Raw genomic sequence first — 17,701 nt, 5'->3', positions numbered from 1 at the left:
GACAGGAAAATGAGTGAAATCAGTCGCGCCGCGTTGTTCGGCAAGCTCAACAGCGTCGCCTACAAGGCCATCGAAGCCGCCACCGTGTTCTGCAAGCTGCGTGGCAACCCCTATGTCGAACTGAGCCACTGGCTGCACCAGATCCTGCAATTGCAGGATTCCGACCTGCACCAGATCATCCGCCAGTTCAGCATCGAGCCGGCGCGCCTGGCCAAGGACATCACCGAAGCCCTGGACCGGCTGCCGCGTGGCTCCACCTCGATCACCGACCTGTCCTCCCATGTCGAGGAAGCGGTCGAGCGCGGCTGGGTATACGGCAGCCTGATGTTCGGCGAAAGCCAGGTGCGCACCGGCTACCTGATCGTCGGCATACTCAAGACGCCGAGCCTGCGCAACGCGCTGCTGGCCATCTCCCGTGAGTTCGACAAGCTCAAGGTCGAGACCCTGACCGAGCGCTTCGACGAAGTGGTCGGCGCATCGCCGGAAAACGCCCTGACCGCTACCGACGGCTTCCAGGTGGGTGCGGCACCAGGCGAGGCCAGCGGCGCCATCGCGCCGAGCGCCATGGGCAAGCAGGAAGCGCTCAAGCGCTTCACCGTCGACCTCACCGAACAGGCGCGCAGCGGCAAGCTCGACCCCATCGTCGGCCGTGACGACGAGATTCGCCAACTGGTCGATATCCTCATGCGCCGCCGCCAGAACAACCCGATCCTCACCGGCGAAGCCGGCGTGGGCAAGACGGCGGTGGTCGAAGGCTTCGCCCTGCGCATCGTCGCCGGCGATGTACCGCCAAGCCTCAAGGACGTCGAGCTGCGCAGCCTGGACGTCGGCCTGCTGCAGGCCGGCGCCAGCATGAAGGGCGAGTTCGAGCAGCGCCTGCGCCAGGTCATCGAGGACGTGCAGAGCTCGCCCAAGCCGATCATCCTGTTCATCGACGAAGCCCACACCCTGGTCGGCGCTGGCGGCGCAGCCGGCACTGGCGACGCCGCCAACCTGCTCAAGCCAGCCCTGGCCCGCGGCACCCTGCGTACCGTGGCGGCCACCACCTGGGCCGAGTACAAGAAACACATCGAGAAGGACCCGGCCCTGACCCGTCGTTTCCAGGTGGTGCAGGTCGACGAGCCTTCCGAGCATCGCGCCATCCTGATGATGCGCGGCGTCGCCTCGACCATGGAAAAGCACCACCAGGTGCAGATTCTCGACGAGGCCCTGGAAGCCTCGGTCAAGCTGTCGCACCGCTATATCCCGGCGCGCCAGTTGCCGGACAAGTCGGTCAGCCTGCTCGACACCGCCTGCGCACGCGTGGCCATCAGCCTGCACGCGGTGCCCGCCGAGGTGGACGACAGCCGTCGACGCATCGAAGCCCTGGAAACCGAGTTGGCGATCATCGGCCGTGAAGAGGCCATCGGTGTGAACATCGGTAGCCGCCGCCGCGACAGCGAATCGGCGCTGGCCGAGGAGCGCAGTCGCCTGGCGGGCCTGGAAACGCGCTGGAGCGAGGAAAAGGCGCTGGTCGACGAGCTGCTGGCCACCCGCGCCAGCCTGCGCGCCGCCGCCGAACCGGTGGACGACACCAGCCGCGAGGCCGGCGCTGCCCGCCTGAGCGACGAGGAGCACGCCGCCCTGCGCAGCACGCTCACCGATCTGCAGAGCCGCCTGAGCGCCCTGCAAGGCGAAGACCCGCTGATCCTGCCGACCGTCGATTACCAGGCCGTGGCCTCGGTGGTCGCCGACTGGACCGGCATCCCGGTCGGGCGCATGGCCCGCAACGAGATCGAGACCGTTCTCAAGCTGGATGCGCACCTGAAGAAACGCATCATCGGCCAGGACCACGCCCTGGAGATGATCGCCAAGCGCATCCAGACCTCCCGCGCCGGGCTCGACAACCCCAACAAGCCGATCGGCGTGTTCATGCTCGCCGGCACCTCCGGCGTGGGCAAGACCGAGACCGCCCTGGCCCTGGCCGAAGCCCTATATGGCGGTGAGCAGAACGTCATCACCATCAACATGAGCGAGTTCCAGGAAGCCCACACGGTGTCCACCCTAAAGGGCGCGCCACCGGGCTACATCGGCTACGGCGAGGGCGGCGTACTGACCGAAGCGGTACGCCGTCGTCCCTATAGCGTGGTGCTGCTCGACGAGGTCGAGAAGGCGCATCCGGACGTCCACGAGATCTTCTTCCAGGTATTCGACAAGGGCGTGATGGAGGACGGCGAAGGCCGCCAGATCGACTTCAAGAACACCCTGATCCTGCTGACCACCAACGCCGGCACCGAGATGATCGCCGGGCTGTGCAGCGACCCCGAGCTGATGCCCGAGCCCGAAGGCATCGCCAAGGCGCTGCGCGAGCCGCTGCTGAAGATCTTCCCGCCGGCCCTGCTCGGCCGCCTGGTGACCATCCCCTACTACCCGCTGTCGGACGACATGCTCAAGGCCATCACCCGCCTGCAGCTGGAGCGCATCAAGAAGCGCATCGAAAGCACCCACAAGGTGCCGTTCAGCTACGACGATGCGGTGGTCGACCTGGTGGTGTCGCGCTGCACCGAGAACGAGAGCGGTGGCCGGCAGATCGACGCGATCCTCACCAACAGCATGCTGCCGGACATGAGCCGCGAGTTCCTCGGCCGCCTGCTCGAAGGCAAGCCGCTCGCCGGCGTGCAGGTGAGCGTGCAGAACCAGGATCTGCACTATGAGTTCGCAGCTGCGCAGTAATCGGTAGGAGAAGACGATGGCAATCACCCAGGCAGCGCGCATGGCGGTGATCACCAGCCCCCTGGGCGGTGACACCTTGGTACTGGAGCGGCTCGAGGGCCACGACGAGCTGGGACGGCCATTCAGCCATGAGCTGGCGCTGATTTCTGAAGATGACGGCCTGTCGCTGGACGCATTGCTCGGCAAGCCCATGGGCCTGGCCGTGCAATTGGCCGACGGCAGCGACCGCTACTTCCACGGCATCGTCGCGCGCTGCAGCCAGACCGCCCACCGTGGCCAGTTCGCCAGTTATCAGGTGACGCTCAAGCCCTGGCTGTGGCTGCTGTCGCGCACCTCCGATTGCCGGATCTTCCAGAGCAAGACGGTGCCGGAGATCATCAAGCAGGTGTTTCGCGACTTGGGCTTCTCCGATTTCGAGGATGCCCTGACCGGCTCCTACCGCGAGTGGGAGTACTGCGTGCAGTACCGCGAGACCAGCCTGGACTTCGTCAGCCGGCTGATGGAGCAGGAAGGCATCTACTACTACTTCCGCCACGAGAAATCCCGTCACGTGCTGGTGCTCTGCGATGCCTACGGCGCGCACCACACGGCGCCCGGTTATGCCAGCGTGCCCTTCTACCCACTCGACGACCAGATGCGCGAGCGTGACCACATTCACGACTGGCGCATGGCGCGCGAGGTGCAGCCCGGCTCCCTGGAGCTCAACGACTACGACTTCCAGCGCCCCAGCGCGCGCCTGGAAGTACGCTCCAGCATCGCCCGCGCCCACAGCAACGCTGACTATCCGCTCTACGATTACCCGGGCGAATACGTGCAGAGCAAGGACGGCGAGCAATACGCCCGCAACCGCATCGAGGCCATCCACACCCAGCACGAGCGGGTGCAGCTGAAAACCAATGCGCGCGGCCTCGGCGCCGGCAACCTGTTCAGCATGACCGGCTACCCGCGCGAGGATCAGAACCGCGAATACCTGATCGTGGTCGCCGACTACCTGATCACTCAGGAACGTTACGAGAGCGGTAGCGAAAGCGTGGCGTTCCAGTTCGACAGCGCGCTGACCTGCATCGACGCCAGCCAGGTGTTCCGCCCGCTGCCGCTGACCACGCAGCCCATCGTGCAGGGCCCGCAGACCGCCATGGTGGTCGGCCCCAGGGACGAAGAAATCTGGACCGACCAGTACGGCCGCGTGAAGGTGCACTTCTACTGGGACCGCCACGATCAGTCCAACGAGAACAGCTCTTGCTGGATTCGCGTCTCGCAGAACTGGGCGGGCAAGAACTGGGGCGCGATCCAGATCCCGCGTATCGGCCAGGAAGTCATCGTCAGCTTCCTGGAAGGCGATCCCGACCGGCCGATCATCACCGGTCGCGTCTACAACGCCGAGCAGACGGTGCCTTACGACCTGCCCGCGCTGTTCATCCATGCCGAGAAGAACCAGGACATCGAGGTCGAGAACGACGAGACCCACTGGGTCGGCCACGACCGCACCAAGACCATCGACAACGACGAGACCGTGAAGGTCAAGCGCGACCGCACGGAGACCGTGGATCGAAACGAGACCATCACCGTGCATGGCAACCGAAGCAAGACGGTGGACAAGAACGAGACGGTCAAGATCGGCATGAACAAATCCGAGACCATCCTCATGGCCTCGCTGCAGAACGTCGGCATGGGGCGCATGGAAAACGTCGGTCTGGGCTACAGCCTCAACGTCGGCATGATGATGAACACCCTAGTGGGCCTCAATCAGAGCACCCAGGTGGCGAAGAAGAAAACCACTTCAGTGGGTGAACAGTACGCCATCAGCGTTGGCGGCAACGACGCGGGCTCTAGCGTCACCCTGGACGGCAAGAGCATTCGCCTCGGCGCCCAGACCATCGAACTGACTGCCGACCAGGAAATCCGCCTGAGCTGTGGGCAGAGCACCATCCGCATCACCGCCGGCGAGATCGAGATCCTCTCGCCGAAGGTGGATATCAACTGTTAGTGCAGGGCATCGCAGCGGATGGGTAGCTTGGGTAACCGAAGCGCAACAATCAGCGTCAGGCCGCAACGCCATCAAGCAGACCAGGGCAGCCAGTCGCTATGGCAAACAGGCAAGACCCAGGTCAAGTGAAAGACGAGCGAGAGGCGTGCTCCCCAGTGATCGAACGCTACCTGATCTACACCGCGCTGTTCATTCCCGTGGCGCTGCTCTACATAGTACTGGAGCACTATTGCGGTGAAAGCTGGCCGACGGTTGGCTCCTTCGTTCTGCTGCTGGCGTCCAGGATCGCGCTGCAGTTGTACCGGCCCCGCAAAGGCATCCACGACAGCTGGCTGGACGGCGAACAACGCGCCGGGATGGCGCCCTCACCCCACGCCTTGACCCAGGTTCCTTGCACATGAGTAGTCAGCCCTACGCCAGCACGACGTTCGACACCGACACCGCCACACTGGCGATCTTCGATCCCGCCGCTCTGGCCCATCGCATTACCGATACTGCGGACTGGTGGTCGATCGCCGAGGACGCGCTCGCCGAGATCAACGCCGGCAACGTCCTGTTCGTCGACCTGGGCCGCGACGGTAGCCACGCAGTGGAGATCCGCCGCGGCATCGATGCCGCCACGGACGACGCCCTGGTGGCGCGCCTGCGCATCACCTCGGGCTGTCTGTATGTCGGCGCAGGCGAGCAGGTGCCGGCCGGCGACCTTGGCCCGGAAACCGTCTACGGCGGTGTACTGCTGTTCGCCGAACGCGGCACCTGCGAGGTTCGCCTGCAACGCCAGAGCGAACACCTGCTCCTCGCCTATGGCGCGACCACGCTCGAGGCCACCAACCACTTCGACGACGGCCCACGCGTGCCATGACCAGGGACGAACACCTCGCCGCACTCCGCGACTGGCACCTGCAACACGCTCCCCGCCGCTGGCGCCTGGTGCACTATTGCGGCGTCGAATGCTTGGCGGCCCACGACCTCGCTGCAGACGAACTGCTGCAACGGGCCAGCACGCTACTCGCCGAGGGCTTTCATATCGCCTGGCAGCGCAGGGGCGAGGATGCAGTGCTGCGGGTGCGAGAGGGCGAACCGACCCCGAGTTGGGCGGCGACCTTTGCCGAGCGCGACCTGATCGGCGGCCTGCACTCTGCCCTGCCCGAGGAACACGAGCCACTGGACGCCGGTCGCTTAGTCGCATGCTGGCAACGGGAAAGGGCCGAGCAGCTGTTGCGTCTATTGCAGCCTGAAAGCGGCAGCACGGCCACGGCGAAACTCCAGGCGCTGCAGCTGTCTTCGGAGCAGACGGGGCTGGTGCTGGAACTGCTCGATCAGGTTCTTGGCGACACCCTCTACACACTGCTGCTGGGCCTCGACGGCGAGGCGCAGGTAGGCGGCGAACAGCAGCGCGTCAGGCTGATCAACGAAGCCGGCGTGGAGATATCGCCCTGTGGCGAACTGGAAGCCGAAGCCTACGCGCAACTGATCGAGGGGCGCCCGTGACCGGGCTATACGAATGGAGTCCGATGCCCTATCAACTGGCGGTACGCTGCCCCCGGTGCAGCCGCGAAGCCTCGTTCGAATTCGCCGAAGCACGGGTGATACGACGCAAGCTGGAGGTGCCGCTATTTAAGGCTCATTCGGCCTTCGAGTACCAGTTACGCCCCAGCCGCGATGGTCATTTCCAGCACATGGCCGTGTACTTCCAAGGGTTGCACGGTGACCCGCGGCAGGCGCTACATGATCTACCCGAGGGCTACCAGGCAGCGGACTGGTGCCATTCGCGCTACCTGCGCCAACAGTACGGCCATACGCTCGGTGCCCTGATCTGTTCCCCCTGCGGCCTGCGCAGTCGCCACCAGCTGGCCTGGCCAGGCGAGGCGTATTACGCCGTAGACTACAAGCACCATCTGCTCTGGGCCTACCACCGCGAGTCGGCTCTGGAGTTGCGCGACTATCTGCTGTCCAGCGACCGCAAGCTGCGTGAATACCGCTGGGCCGCCATGCTGCTGCACGTGCCTGGCGTGTTCAAAACCCGCAAGGCCAGCGCTCCTCTGACGCAACGCTTGAGCCGGCTACTCGCCGGTCAGTCCAGGACCGTTCAGCGGCGGTAAGCCGGTAGAGGCAACGACAAAGGCTGCGGGTTGGCGATTACCCATTGCACTGCCAGCGCACTGAGCCGATCTGTGCGTGCAGCATCATCGTCACCGCCGCGCAGCGCGGCCGCCAGCGCCTGGGCTTCGGCCAGCTCGCCGGGCGACAGCGGCACGGCACTGCCCAGATGACGGACCAACGCCGTCAACATGGCCTTGAAGTCGGCATCCCAGTTGGCCGCACCGTTGTGATGTATTTCTCGGGAAATACGCCCGCTGAGGCGAATCACCTCACCCTGCACGGTGGCGGCCGGGCCGTTAGATGGCACCAGCAGTTGCCAGAGTTGCTGGTGCTGGTTGTGCCAGGGGCCGTCCGCGACACTGATGGCAGCCTTGCCATCGTGAAGCTGGCGCGAGGCGACAGGCGTGACGCCGAACAGGCCATACAGACTGGCCAGTCCTGCATCCGTCGCCTCGAGATAGTCCGGTTTGAAGCCTGCGCGGTGAAATTCGAATTCACGGCCAATACGCTGCACCTCGGCCAGCATGGCATCGTCTACCGGCACGCCTGCATCCAGCAGGATCTGGGCAATCTTCGCGGTTGCCTCGATGTCGGCGTTGCTGGTGGTGGCCAGCGCGATCTGCAGCACGCCATGCCCCTGACGATTCCTGGCATCGATGTCAGCGCCACGACGAATCAACGCAGCGAGCGCTTGCACCTTGTGACTTTTGGCTGCTGCATGCAGTGGCGTATCACCCTGGTAGTCCTGCGCCTCTATATCGGCACCCAGATCCAGCAACAGATCAACGCCGCCCTTCCAGCTGGAGCTGCGATGGTGCAACGCCGTACGCTGATAGGTGTCGCGGGCATCAATGCCCGCGCCCTGTTCAACCAGCCAGCGCACCAGCTCATCAGGGCAGTTGTAGAAGCCCAGTGCCGTGCTCTTGCTGTAGCCGCCGGTAGCCTCGAGTTCGCACTGGTCGAACACGGCAATCAGCTCCTCGAGTGAGGCCTGCTCAAGCAGTTGGCCGAAATCCTTGGGCAAGGTCTTGCGCTTACGCTTGGCCATCAAATCCAATACTCCAGAAATACCGGTACAGTGCTTACCTTCATGGCTTTCGCCGAGGCCTGTCAACGATCCAATACCCAGCGGGAAATGACCAGTGACACAGGATCTACCCACCTTCCGCCTGCATCCCAATGTTTATCAGCTGGACCTGTTCGAGCGAGAAGCCGGCACCTGCGCGTGCTGCGGCGAGCAGCGCGACTGGAAGTACCAAGGTCCGTTCTACGCCATACAAAAACCCGACTACCTCTGCCCTTGGTGCATCGCCGATGGCAGCGCCGCCAGGTATTACGAAGGGCAATTCAACGACGAGTTGTGCATCGAAGGCTGGGAACCGGACCCATCGGCCTCGGCTAACGCCCTGGGTGAAGAATTGATCGCCGAGGTGTGTGACCGCACGCCGGGTTACCTGGCCTGGCAGCAGGCCGAATGGCTGGTACATTGCGGGCAGCTGTGCCAGTTCATCGGGTATGTCGGTGCCGCCGAGATAGAACAGCTTCGCCCGCAACTGACAGGTGATCTGCAGGATCTTTCTCCTGCCTATGTGCAGGCGCTGAGCGCGGATGACAGCCCGACCGGCTACCTGTTTCGCTGCGTGCAGTGCGGCACCCACCGGCTGCATACCGACGGCACCTGAACCACTCGGCCCTGCGCTAGAATCGCCCCCATGAAAAAACCACGCTCCAATTTCCTGACCGTTCTCTACATCTTCGCCATCGCCACCGCCGTGATTGGCGGATTCTGCCTGGTCGGCCTGGCTTTCTACCTGTTCTTCACGGGGGCGATCTTCATCGATGGCGTGGCCAGCGCGTCGGTATTGCTGATATTTACCGCCATTGCCTGGAAGGCGCGCATCACCTGGGCGAAGCCGGTGGCGGCGGCGGTGCTGATAGCCATCACCGCCTATGTCGGTATGTTCCTCGATGCCCGCGGCAATCCGGTCTACAACAAGCCGCTGGAGTGGCTGTTCGCCCCGGGTGGTGCGCAATTGGAGACCCAGGAGATCGTCTCCCATGGCGGCGCCAGTACCGGGGTGAATTATGATTTCCACTTCGTCGATGCCAGCGGCCAGAAGGTGGATGAGCTGAGCAGCTGGATCGTGGTGCCCTTTCGCTTCTTCGAGTATCTGCTGATCCTGTCGGCCTTCATGTGGCCGCTCACCTGGCTGCGCGATCGGTTCGGCCGCTCGCAATGGCTGCCGCCACCGCCGCGATAAGGCACCGCCTGAATTGCCATACCGTCAACCGTAGCTCTCCAGTCTAATCAGGAACCTTCATGGTCAATCCCTACGCGATTAATCCGGCCGAGCCAGGCGCTTCCCATGAAGCTCGCCAAGGGTCGCAACTGCCCATGCGCCTGCTGTTCACGGCGCTCGCGTGCTGCACGGCCAGCATCGTCATTCGCTGGGTCATCATGTGGCTGACCCTGGAGCCGGAGTATTTCCAGGCCTACCTGAACAACCTGTGGCAGCTGGGCGGTTATTGGCTCAGCGCTCTGGCCGTCGACGGCTGCAGTGCGCTGCTGCTCGCCCGCTATTACCTGCAGCGCCACAGCCTGGTGGATGTCAGCCGCCCGGCTTTGCTTGTCGCGCTGTTCGTGGGCCTGTATCTGATTGCCATTTTCGTGGTCGGTCTGCTCTACAACCTGCTGTGGGCTCAGCTGGCGCCTTCACTGTATGAAAACGCCAGCGGCCTTTCGCCCACGCTGCTGATGCTGCCGCTGAACCTGGTTTCGTTCATGCTGGCGACGCTGCTGCCGCTGTGGCTGAGCCTTTATCTGATGCGCCGCGCGGGCCAGTTCCAGAGCGGCCTTACCCAGGTGAGCCGCGGTGAAGCCGCCTTGGCCTTCGGCCTGCTGTTCATCGTGTTCTACACCAAGCTGCTGACGCTACTGCCCACCCACATGATCAGCCCTTACGGCATGGAGTGGCTGCTGGGGCTTAGCAGCGTGGTCGGCCTGGTGTATGGGCTGGTGGCGATGATTGCTGCCTACCGCTCGCTGCCGGCGCAATTAGCAAGGCTGGCCGTTGGCCGTCTGCTGGCGAGCGTACTGTTGTGCATGGCGATCTGGCTGCTGGTGGCCGCCGTGCTGGCGTTCGTCTTGCTGGTAGCGCTGTATGCCGGCTCGGAGTTTCTGGTGCTGGTGTTGATGGTGCTGTTCGGCGTTCTGTTGCTGGCGATGCTCTGGCCGCTGACCCACCTGAGCCTACGCTGGGTCTACCGTCCACTCGCTGCCTGATTTGCCCCTGCGCCTTGCGGTGCGAGACAATCCGCACCGATTCAGGCCAGCGAATACCCCGACATGCAGCAGCGCACCGTTCTCTTCGACCTCGACGGCACCCTCACCGACCCGCGTGAGGGCATCACCCGCTCGGTGCAATATGCGCTGTCGAAACTGGATATCCACGAGCCCGACCTGGTGGCGCTGGAGCACTTCATCGGCCCACCGCTACTGCAGTGCTTCATGCACACCTACAGCCTCAGCGAAGCCCGCGCCTGGGAGGCGGTGAACCACTACCGCGATCGTTTCCGTGAGGTAGGCCTGTATGAAAACCAGCTGTTCGACGGCGTGATCGAGCTGTTGCAGCTGCTGCAGTTGCAGGGTCGCACCCTGTACATCGCCACCAGCAAGCCCACCGTATTCGCCAGCGAGATCGCCCGTCACTTCGACTTCGCCCGTTACTTCAAGGCCATCTACGGCAGCGAACTGGACGGCACGCGCACCAACAAGGTGGAGCTGATCGCCCACCTGCTCGAACAGGAAGGTCTGGATGCGGCGGATACGCTGATGATCGGCGATCGCAAGCATGACCTGATCGGCGCCCACAGCAATGGCTTGCAGGCGGTGGCGGTGGGTTACGGGTTCGGCAGCCTGGAAGAGCTCGCTGGCGAGCGCCCGGCTTACCATGTGCAGACACTGGCGCAGCTGCACCAGGCGTTCGTCGGCTAAAACGATAGCGGGCCAGGCCGCTACATCATCCGCGAGCCGGTCAGGTCGTTGCGCTGGTAGATCACTTTGTTGCTGCCGCCGTCGCAGGTGCCGATCACCATGGCGTCATCCTCGACCTCTTCGTTGGGCACGATTTCCAGCGTATAGCTGGTCACGCCCGCGGCCTGGATTTTGACCTCGATTTCCTTCTTGAGCTCCTCGCACGATTTGGGCGACGCCCAGGCACTGCTGCTGAGCATGCCTAGCAACAGCATCGCTACCATCCATCCTCTCATCACGACCTTCCTCTGCGTCTGATTGTTCGGACCCTACTCTCGGACAACGGACAACGCCTGCAGTTGTATCTGCCGTTGCGTTTGCGGCAAGGCGCCCAGTTCGGCGACCCGCCGGTAGAACGTCGGCCAGTCGTCATTCACCTCGGCGAACAGCCCGGCGAAGGCTGAAACCCACTGATCATAGAGGCCGAAAGGCAACAGCTTGGCGTTGTTCAGGGGCCCGTCGATCCAGCTGTCGTAGTAGCCGACGCCGTTCCACTGGCTGGCGCGCAACTGTCGGTACTCGGCGCGCAGGCGCTCGAATTCGGCCTGCTTGCCGGCGCGCATCGCCTCGGCATCCAGGCCGCTGGCGTAGAGTTTTTCCAGGCGTGCACGGCTGGCCAGCACCAGCGCGGTGAACTGCTCGCGGGGCTGCACGCCGACCTCCTTGGGAGCCGGCAGCCCGCGCGCCGTGCGCCATTGCCGAAAACCTTCCTGCTCGACGAAGGTGGCGTAGGACTCGTTGAACGCCGTGTCGCCGGCCAGGTAATACTGCTGGTGCGCCAGCTCATGGAAGATCACCGCCACCAGGCGCTCGTCGCTCCAGCGCAGCATGGTGTTGAGGATCGGGTCATCGAACCAGCCCAGGGTCGAATAGGCCTCCACGCCGCCCAGATAAGTATCCAGCCCCTGGGCGTTGAGCAGAGCCGCCGCGCCACGGGCCCGACTCTGCTCGTAGAAGCCGCGGTAGGCCACGCAGCCGGCAATGGGAAAGCAGTGCAGCTGGGGCTGCAGCGAGAACTCGTCGGTGGCGAACAGGTTCCACACCACGAAGGGGCGGTGCAGATCGGCATACAGTCGGTAGCTGCGGTTATCCGGCAACGCCAGCTTCTCACTAGCGAAGCGCCGCGCCTGCTGGGACAGCTCCAAGCGCTCGCGCAACTTCGGCTCGGTGGCCGGATCCTCGATCAGCGCCTGCACCGGCTGACGCGCGCTCAGCAATTGCAGCTGCCCGCGGGCCAGTTGCCCGTAGTAATCGATCGTACTGCAGCCGGCCAGCGCCAAGGCCAAAAGGGGAACCGCGGCGCGGCGCGAGAGGTCGACAGCTAGGGAAATGCACTGCTTGAACATGGCGGTCGTCATGCAAAGGGGATCGGCTCATCCTACCGCGAAGTCGCGGCCGCTTTGCGCGATACTGCCGTCATCTATGAATCGTCTCACCGGGAGACACTACCATGCGCCAGCCCCTCCTGCTTGCCAGCCTGCTGCTGCTCGGCGCCTGTGCGTCGCCACTGCCGGCTGCCGATCCGAACATGGCCTGGATCGATCTCAAGGGCGAAGGTATCGACCTGCTGATGGCAGAGCGCCTGGATCGCGAGCGCGTCAATGACGGCCGCTATTTCCAGGTAACCCCTGGCGCCCATGAACTGGAGATGCGCTATCGCTTCGAGATTGCTGGCGGCGGTGGCGTGTCGATGATCTCAGAGCCGCAGCAGCTGACCTGTGATGTACGAATTCGCTATGACGACTTCAAGGCCGGCCAGCGCTATCGCGTTGAGGCCCGCTCGGCAGCGATGCGTGCTTATACCGTGCTCTACGATGCTGACCGCAACGCGTTGGCGCAGGGCAAGAATCTGCGCTGCGGCACTTTTTGAGCTGAGGGGATAAAAGCGACTGAGCCGCGCAATGCGGCTCAGGTGTTGCAAGCAGGTGCCAATCAGGCTTCCAGCACGGCTTCCAGGGTGATCTCGGCGTTCAGCACCTTGGATACCGGGCAACCAGTCTTGGCGGTTTCCACTGCTTTCTCGAAGGCAGCGCGGTCAGCACCCGGGATCTTGGCTTTCAGCGACAGATGCACGGCGGTGATGGCGAAACCGCCGCCCTGCTTGTCCAGGGTCACTTCGGCCTTGGTGTCGATGCTCTCGGCAGTCATGCCCGCCTCGCCCAGTTCCTTGGACAGTGCCATCGAGAAACAGCCGGCATGGGCCGCGCCGATCAGCTCTTCGGGGTTGGTGCCTGGCTTGTCTTCGAAGCGGGTGTTGAAGCCGTAAGGCTGTTCGGAAAGCACACCGCTCTGGGTGGAAATGGTGCCCTTGCCGTCTTTGATGCCGCCCTGCCAGTGGGCCGATGCTGTCTTCTTCATCTTTACGCTCCTGTTAATAAGGGGTACAGAATTCAGAGAGACAGCGGCCGGGCAAGTTCGAGTTTTTTGCCGGGTGACCGGCTGCTCAGCGCAGGCCGGCGAGGATATCGAAGGCGTGCAGGCGGTCGGCGAAGTCGTAGTGGTCGCAGGTGAAGATCAGCTCGTCGGCCTCGGTCTGCTCCAGCAATACCTCCAGGCGCGCACGAATCTTCTGCGGCCCGCCGATCACCGCCATGCCCAGGAAGCTGCCCACCGCATCGCGCTCATGGGGCAGCCACAAACCTTCCATCGACTCCACCGGCGGGCGCTGCACCAGGCTCTGGCCGCGGATCAGCGAGAGGATGCGCTGATAAGCGGAGGTCGCCAGGTACTGCGCCTGCTCGTCGGTATCGGCGGCCAGCAGTGGCACGCCGAGCATCACGTAGGGCTTGTCGAGCACCTCGGACGGTTTGAAAGCGTTACGGTAGACGCGGATCGCCTCATGTACGTAGCGCGGCGCGAAGTGCGAAGCGAAGGCATAGGGTAAGCCGCGCTCACCGGCCAGCTGGGCGCTGAACAGGCTGGAGCCGAGCAGCCAGATCGGCACGTTGGTGCCACTGCCAGGCATGGCGATCACCCGCTGATCCGAAGTGCGCGGGCCGAGATAGCGCTGCAGTTCGGCAACGTCCTGCGGGAAGTCGTCGGCGCTGCCGGAGCGCTCGCGGCGCAGCGCATGGGCGGTGAACTGGTCGGCGCCGGGTGCGCGGCCCAGGCCCAGCTCGATGCGTCCCGGATACAGGGTCGCCAGGGTGCCGAACTGCTCGGCGACCACCAGCGGCGCGTGGTTGGGCAGCATCACCCCGCCCGAGCCCAGGCGGATGCGCGAGGTGCCGGCGGCCAGGTAGCCGAGCAGCACGGCGGTGGCCGAACTGGCGATGCCATCCATGTTGTGGTGCTCGGCGACCCAGAAGCGGTTGAATTCCAGCGACTCGACGTGCCGGGCCAGCGCCAGCGAATTGTGCAGCGCCTGCTGGGCGCTGCCGGTGTCGCGAATCGGCGCCAGGTCGAGAACGGAGAAAGGAAGTTTGGCGAGTGCGGACATGAGAAAATCCTTGCTGATGGATAACGCCGGGGCCTTATCCGAGTAAAACAGTAGGTCTTATCCTACGCCTCCCGTCCAGCTCAGGCCACCTCATGGCAAATTGCAGGCAATAAAAAGCCGGCACCGCAGAGGCTGCGAGCCGGCTTCAGGCCATCGTCATCAGTTGCGCTGGTAGACGATTTCTTTGGTGTCACCACCGCAGGTGCCCACGACCTGACGGTCGGTTACGCTGCCTTTATCAACGATTTCCAGGGTGTAGGACGCAACGCCCTTGGCCTGGAGCTTCGCATCGATCTCGCCTTTCAGCGTTTCGCAGTCTTTGGCCGCCGCGAAGGTCGAGCCAGCGAATGCCATCAGGGCTGCTGCAAACAACACGTTCTTCATCACAAACGCTCCCTCGTACCAGTGAACAACGCCGGGCTGAAATTGGCCCGGCTCAATGAAAGCCGCTGATTGCCGGTCTGGCAAGTCCTGCGGCTGCGATGCCCGCGATCAGCTGTTGGCGATGCGGAAGCCAACCTTCAGGGTTACCTGATAGTGAGCCACTGCGCCGTCGGCGATGTGACCACGGGTTTCGGTGATTTCGAACCACTCCAGATGCCGAATGCTCTTGCTGGCCTCGGCCAGGGCATTGTTGATGGCATCTTCGATACTCGAAGTGGACGAGCCAACCAGCTCGACCTTCTTGTAGGTGTGATGATCCGACATATTCGCCTCCAGGGCTGTGAATTCAGGTGGGCTGATCGCCCTTAATCAATCAGTCACTGGAGGACGCTGCTAAGTTCAGGTTTTCGCTTGCGAGGGCGAGCGGTATTGAGCACGGCGTCACTACGCCAGCATAAACAGGCGTGGCGGCACGGCATCATCGCTTACTGATGGGCCCTCGGGAGTGACGCTTACGACGCGGCCAGGGATTGGCGGACGGCTCAGGCCGACGCGGCGCCCGAGCCGAACGGCCGATCGCCGAGGATCGTCGCGCGGTGCATGATGCGCCGCTGCGGGCGGTAGTCGTCGCAGGCGTAGTGCTGGGTCAGGCGGTTGTCCCAGAAGGCCAGATCGCCCTGGCGCCATTGCCAGCGCACGGAAAATTCCGGCCGGGCGATCTGTTTGAACAACATCTGCAGCAGCGCCGTGCTTTCGCCTGGCTCCAGCTCATTGATGCGCGTGGTGAACGCTTCACTGACGAAGATGCCCTTGCGCCCGGTTTCCGGGTGCACGCGAATCACCGGGTGGGTCACCGGCGGGTTGGCGGCGCGGGCGGCGTTCCATTTCTCCAGGGCGTCCGACGTGGTGCCGAAGCGCTCCAGCGGAAACGACAGGGCCAGGTCATGCACCGCGGTCAGGCCGTCGAGCAGCCCGCGGATCGGCGCGGAAAGCGCTTCGTAGGCTGCCGAGCAGCTGGCCCACAGCGTGTCACCACCGTGGGGCGGCACGTGCCGCGCACTGAGCAGCGAGCCCAGCGGCGGCGACTGGATGAACGACACGTCCGAATGCCACAGTGCGTTGTCTCGCAGGTCGTTGAGGTCGGTATCCAGCACCAGGATTTCCGGCTGCTCCGCGATCTTCGGGTAGATCGGGTGAATGTGTAGGTCGCCGAACAGCGCGGCAGCATTGCGCTGCTGCGCGGGCGTCAGCAACTGATCGCGGAAGAACAGCACCTGGTGTTCGAGCAAACCCTGATGCAGCGCCTGATGGTCGGCGGGTGTCAGCGGCTGCGCCAGATCGATACCGGTGACGCGGGCGCCCAGGGCCTGGCCGATCCGCTCGAATTGGATAGTCATGTGCTCAACTCCAGGACGCGAAACGTTTTTGCAGAGCCCGCAAACCGAGCTCGATAGCCAGGGCGATGCCGGCGATCAGCAGGATGCCGACCACCACCACGTCGGTAGCGAGGAACTGCGCAGCGGACTGCACCATGAAACCCAGGCCCTGATTGGCGGCGATCAGCTCGGCAGCCACCAGCGTCGACCAGCCCACCCCGAGGGCGATGCGCAGCCCGGTGAGGATGTCCGGCAACGCGCTGGGCAGAATCACGTGGCGCACCACCTGCAGACGGCTGGCCCCCAGGCAGCGCACCGCCTGGATACGCGCCTTGTCGACGCGGCGCACGCCGCCCACGGTGGCGATCAGCAGCGGCGCGAACAACGCCAGGTAGATGAGCAGCACCTTGGACAGCTCGCCGATACCGAACCAGATCACCATCAACGGCAGATAGGCCAACGGAGGAATCGGCCGGTAGAACTCCACCAGCGGGTCGAGCGCGGCGTTGAGGGTCGGGTTCAGGCCCATGGCGATGCCCAGCGGCACGGCGGTGATCACCGCCGCCAGCAAGGCCACCAGCACGCGCCACAGGCTGGTGCTCAGGTGCTGCCACAGGGTGGCGTCCAGGTAGCCGTCGTGCAGCAAGCCCTTGAGCGCCATCAGCAGTTGCTCGGGCGCCGGCAGGAAGATGGTATCGATCCAGCCCAGGTGCGTGGCCAGCCACCACAGGCTCGCCAGCGCGGCCAGGGTGCCGAAGGCGGCCACGCGGCGGCGGTCGAGGCCGATGACAAGGCGGCGACGGCGGACGTTCAGAGTGCTGCGTAGCGCTTCAGTAGGCATGGTCGGCGGGCTCCTGCAGGAAGATATCGAGCAACTCCTGGCGCAACTGCGCGAAAGCCGGATCGCCCTTGATCGAACGTACCGGCTCGCCGGCGGTGTAACGGCGCGCGAACGGCAACTGCCGGCGCAGCACCGCACGGGCGGGCGGGCCATCCAGCACGATCAGGTCGGTGGCCAGGAACAGCGCCTCGTCGACGCTGTGGGTAATCAGGAACAGGCCCTTGCCGGTGCGCTTCCAGACGTCGAGCAGCAGCACCTGCATGCGCTCGCGGGTCAGTGCATCGAGGGCGCCGAAGGGTTCGTCGAGCAACAGGAAATCCGGATCAACTGCCAGCGCCCGGGCCAGGCCGAGGCGCTGGCGCTGGCCGCCGGACAGCTCGCCGACCTGATGGTGGGCATGGCTGGCCAGGCCGACCAGCTCCAGCACCTGCCGCGCCCGCGCATGGCGCTCGGCCTTGTTCAGGCCACGCAGGCGCAGTCCCAGGGCAACGTTGTCGAGGGCATCGAGCCAGGGCATCAGCGCGTCGTCTTGGAACACCACGCCGCGCTCGCCGCCCGGGCCTTGCAGGGTTTTGCCGTCGATATGCACACGGCCGCTGTCCGCTGGCTGAAAACCGGCCAGCACGTTGAGCAGGCTCGACTTGCCGCAGCCCGACGGGCCGAGCACGACCACCGACTCACCCTTGTCGATCTGCAGGTCGAAGTTATCCAGGATCACCTGCGCAGCACCGCGGCGCTCGAAGCTCAAGCTGACCCGCTCGGCATTCAGTCGGCTCATGGTCGACTCCTCAATTAAAAAAGCCCCTCCGAAGAGGGGCAAACCTGT

21 protein-coding genes are annotated in these 17,701 nt (G+C 64.2%); 11 read left to right on the top strand and 10 right to left on the bottom strand.

Annotated features, from left to right (window positions below; all coding sequences use genetic code 11):
• Positions 1-9 precede the first annotated feature (9 nt).
• The 6 genes from tssH (at position 10) to PVA39_RS01735 (ending at position 6,801) form a co-directional block, all read left to right on the top strand.
• Complete coding sequence (gene tssH, locus PVA39_RS01760; RefSeq protein WP_274122538.1) at positions 10-2,712, top strand: type VI secretion system ATPase TssH; 2,703 nt, start codon at positions 10-12, stop codon at positions 2,710-2,712.
• Positions 2,713-2,728: 16 nt separating this feature from the next.
• Positions 2,729-4,699, top strand: coding sequence for a type VI secretion system tip protein TssI/VgrG (gene tssI, locus PVA39_RS01755; protein WP_274122537.1), 1,971 nt, complete (start codon positions 2,729-2,731; stop codon positions 4,697-4,699).
• A 155-nt stretch (positions 4,700-4,854) separates the two neighbouring features.
• Complete coding sequence (locus PVA39_RS01750; RefSeq protein ID WP_274122536.1) at positions 4,855-5,100, top strand: hypothetical protein; 246 nt, start codon at positions 4,855-4,857, stop codon at positions 5,098-5,100.
• Positions 5,097-5,561, top strand: coding sequence for a DUF6386 family protein (locus PVA39_RS01745; RefSeq protein WP_274122535.1), 465 nt, complete (start codon positions 5,097-5,099; stop codon positions 5,559-5,561). Before PVA39_RS01750 ends, PVA39_RS01745 begins: the two co-directional genes overlap by 4 nt.
• Complete coding sequence (locus PVA39_RS01740) at positions 5,558-6,190, top strand: hypothetical protein (protein WP_274122534.1); 633 nt, start codon at positions 5,558-5,560, stop codon at positions 6,188-6,190. Before PVA39_RS01745 ends, PVA39_RS01740 begins: the two co-directional genes overlap by 4 nt.
• A 23-nt stretch (positions 6,191-6,213) precedes the next feature.
• On the top strand, positions 6,214-6,801 hold the full coding sequence (locus PVA39_RS01735; protein ID WP_274122533.1) for a hypothetical protein: 588 nt from the start codon (positions 6,214-6,216) through the stop codon (positions 6,799-6,801).
• Here PVA39_RS01735 and PVA39_RS01730 read toward each other — a convergent pair.
• Complete coding sequence (locus PVA39_RS01730; protein WP_274122532.1) at positions 6,789-7,850, bottom strand: ankyrin repeat domain-containing protein; 1,062 nt, start codon at positions 7,848-7,850, stop codon at positions 6,789-6,791. The genes PVA39_RS01735 and PVA39_RS01730 overlap by 13 nt on opposite strands.
• Before the next feature lie 94 nt (positions 7,851-7,944).
• On the opposite strand from PVA39_RS01730, the gene PVA39_RS01725 reads away from it, so the two are divergent.
• From PVA39_RS01725 to PVA39_RS01710, 4 genes are all read left to right on the top strand, one after another.
• Positions 7,945-8,484, top strand: coding sequence for a CbrC family protein (locus tag PVA39_RS01725; protein ID WP_274122531.1), 540 nt, complete (start codon positions 7,945-7,947; stop codon positions 8,482-8,484).
• A gap of 30 nt (positions 8,485-8,514) precedes the next feature.
• Positions 8,515-9,063, top strand: a complete 549-nt coding sequence (locus PVA39_RS01720) for a hypothetical protein (protein WP_274122530.1) — start codon at positions 8,515-8,517, stop codon at positions 9,061-9,063.
• A gap of 59 nt (positions 9,064-9,122) precedes the next feature.
• The gene (locus tag PVA39_RS01715; protein WP_274122529.1) at positions 9,123-10,085 is read left to right on the top strand and encodes a hypothetical protein; all 963 of its coding nucleotides are present in this window, start codon (positions 9,123-9,125) and stop codon (positions 10,083-10,085) included.
• Between the two features lie 63 nt (positions 10,086-10,148).
• The gene (locus PVA39_RS01710; protein WP_274122528.1) at positions 10,149-10,796 is read left to right on the top strand and encodes an HAD family hydrolase; all 648 of its coding nucleotides are present in this window, start codon (positions 10,149-10,151) and stop codon (positions 10,794-10,796) included.
• A 20-nt stretch (positions 10,797-10,816) separates the two neighbouring features.
• Here PVA39_RS01710 and PVA39_RS01705 read toward each other — a convergent pair whose 3' ends face one another.
• Positions 10,817-11,071, bottom strand: coding sequence for a DUF1161 domain-containing protein (locus tag PVA39_RS01705; RefSeq protein ID WP_147175312.1), 255 nt, complete (start codon positions 11,069-11,071; stop codon positions 10,817-10,819).
• A gap of 33 nt (positions 11,072-11,104) precedes the next feature.
• A complete protein-coding gene (locus PVA39_RS01700; protein WP_274123403.1) occupies positions 11,105-12,181 on the bottom strand; it encodes an aminopeptidase in 1,077 nt (358 codons plus the stop codon).
• Between the two features lie 104 nt (positions 12,182-12,285).
• On the opposite strand from PVA39_RS01700, the gene PVA39_RS01695 reads away from it, so the two are divergent.
• Entirely contained in the window at positions 12,286-12,705 is a 420-nt protein-coding gene (locus tag PVA39_RS01695) for a PA0061/PA0062 family lipoprotein (protein WP_147175308.1), read from the top strand.
• Between the two features lie 62 nt (positions 12,706-12,767).
• On the opposite strand, the gene PVA39_RS01690 is transcribed toward PVA39_RS01695, so the two are convergent.
• From PVA39_RS01690 to PVA39_RS01660, 7 genes are all read right to left on the bottom strand, one after another.
• Positions 12,768-13,193 (bottom strand): OsmC family protein, encoded by a 426-nt coding sequence (locus PVA39_RS01690; RefSeq protein ID WP_274122527.1) that lies wholly within the window; start codon positions 13,191-13,193, stop codon positions 12,768-12,770.
• An 85-nt stretch (positions 13,194-13,278) separates the two neighbouring features.
• Positions 13,279-14,274, bottom strand: coding sequence for an LLM class flavin-dependent oxidoreductase (locus tag PVA39_RS01685; protein WP_274122526.1), 996 nt, complete (start codon positions 14,272-14,274; stop codon positions 13,279-13,281).
• A gap of 159 nt (positions 14,275-14,433) precedes the next feature.
• Complete coding sequence (locus PVA39_RS01680; protein WP_093500659.1) at positions 14,434-14,658, bottom strand: DUF1161 domain-containing protein; 225 nt, start codon at positions 14,656-14,658, stop codon at positions 14,434-14,436.
• 108 nt (positions 14,659-14,766) lie between these two features.
• Positions 14,767-14,982 carry a dodecin gene (locus PVA39_RS01675; RefSeq protein ID WP_013789361.1) on the bottom strand — a complete coding sequence of 72 codons (216 nt, stop codon included), beginning with the start codon at positions 14,980-14,982 and terminating at the stop codon, positions 14,767-14,769.
• Positions 14,983-15,200: 218 nt separating this feature from the next.
• Complete coding sequence (gene tauD / locus PVA39_RS01670) at positions 15,201-16,055, bottom strand: taurine dioxygenase (protein WP_274122524.1); 855 nt, start codon at positions 16,053-16,055, stop codon at positions 15,201-15,203.
• A 4-nt stretch (positions 16,056-16,059) separates the two neighbouring features.
• Entirely contained in the window at positions 16,060-16,875 is an 816-nt protein-coding gene (tauC, locus tag PVA39_RS01665; RefSeq protein ID WP_274122523.1) for a taurine ABC transporter permease TauC, read from the bottom strand.
• Positions 16,865-17,653: a taurine ABC transporter ATP-binding protein gene (locus PVA39_RS01660; protein ID WP_274122522.1), complete on the bottom strand. Its 789-nt coding sequence runs from the start codon at positions 17,651-17,653 to the stop codon at positions 16,865-16,867. The genes tauC and PVA39_RS01660 overlap by 11 nt, the downstream gene beginning before the upstream one ends.
• Positions 17,654-17,701: the final 48 nt, after the last annotated feature.

Source organism: Pseudomonas sp. CNPSo 3701, assembly GCF_028674975.1.
Taxonomy (GTDB): domain Bacteria; phylum Pseudomonadota; class Gammaproteobacteria; order Pseudomonadales; family Pseudomonadaceae; genus Aquipseudomonas; species Aquipseudomonas straminea.
Note: the sequence above shows the minus strand (reverse complement) of the source record. Positions and strands in the feature narration are given on the sequence as shown.

Excerpts from the sequence above, each read along its gene's own strand:
- tssH (WP_274122538.1), top strand. The coding sequence starts at position 10 with ATGAGTGAAATCAGTCGCGCCGCGTTGTTCGGCAAGCTCAACAGCGTC.
- tssI (WP_274122537.1), top strand. The coding sequence starts at position 2,729 with ATGGCAATCACCCAGGCAGCGCGCATGGCGGTGATCACCAGCCCCCTG.
- PVA39_RS01745 (WP_274122535.1), top strand. The coding sequence starts at position 5,097 with ATGAGTAGTCAGCCCTACGCCAGCACGACGTTCGACACCGACACCGCC.
- PVA39_RS01740 (WP_274122534.1), top strand. The coding sequence starts at position 5,558 with ATGACCAGGGACGAACACCTCGCCGCACTCCGCGACTGGCACCTGCAA.
- PVA39_RS01735 (WP_274122533.1), top strand. The coding sequence starts at position 6,214 with ATGCCCTATCAACTGGCGGTACGCTGCCCCCGGTGCAGCCGCGAAGCC.
- PVA39_RS01730 (WP_274122532.1), bottom strand. The coding sequence starts at position 7,850 with ATGGCCAAGCGTAAGCGCAAGACCTTGCCCAAGGATTTCGGCCAACTG.
- PVA39_RS01720 (WP_274122530.1), top strand. The coding sequence starts at position 8,515 with ATGAAAAAACCACGCTCCAATTTCCTGACCGTTCTCTACATCTTCGCC.
- PVA39_RS01715 (WP_274122529.1), top strand. The coding sequence starts at position 9,123 with ATGGTCAATCCCTACGCGATTAATCCGGCCGAGCCAGGCGCTTCCCAT.
- PVA39_RS01710 (WP_274122528.1), top strand. The coding sequence starts at position 10,149 with ATGCAGCAGCGCACCGTTCTCTTCGACCTCGACGGCACCCTCACCGAC.
- PVA39_RS01705 (WP_147175312.1), bottom strand. The coding sequence starts at position 11,071 with ATGAGAGGATGGATGGTAGCGATGCTGTTGCTAGGCATGCTCAGCAGC.
- PVA39_RS01700 (WP_274123403.1), bottom strand. The coding sequence starts at position 12,181 with ATGTTCAAGCAGTGCATTTCCCTAGCTGTCGACCTCTCGCGCCGCGCC.
- PVA39_RS01695 (WP_147175308.1), top strand. The coding sequence starts at position 12,286 with ATGCGCCAGCCCCTCCTGCTTGCCAGCCTGCTGCTGCTCGGCGCCTGT.
- PVA39_RS01690 (WP_274122527.1), bottom strand. The coding sequence starts at position 13,193 with ATGAAGAAGACAGCATCGGCCCACTGGCAGGGCGGCATCAAAGACGGC.
- PVA39_RS01685 (WP_274122526.1), bottom strand. The coding sequence starts at position 14,274 with ATGTCCGCACTCGCCAAACTTCCTTTCTCCGTTCTCGACCTGGCGCCG.
- PVA39_RS01680 (WP_093500659.1), bottom strand. The coding sequence starts at position 14,658 with ATGAAGAACGTGTTGTTTGCAGCAGCCCTGATGGCATTCGCTGGCTCG.
- PVA39_RS01675 (WP_013789361.1), bottom strand. The coding sequence starts at position 14,982 with ATGTCGGATCATCACACCTACAAGAAGGTCGAGCTGGTTGGCTCGTCC.
- tauD (WP_274122524.1), bottom strand. The coding sequence starts at position 16,055 with ATGACTATCCAATTCGAGCGGATCGGCCAGGCCCTGGGCGCCCGCGTC.
- tauC (WP_274122523.1), bottom strand. The coding sequence starts at position 16,875 with ATGCCTACTGAAGCGCTACGCAGCACTCTGAACGTCCGCCGTCGCCGC.
- PVA39_RS01660 (WP_274122522.1), bottom strand. The coding sequence starts at position 17,653 with ATGAGCCGACTGAATGCCGAGCGGGTCAGCTTGAGCTTCGAGCGCCGC.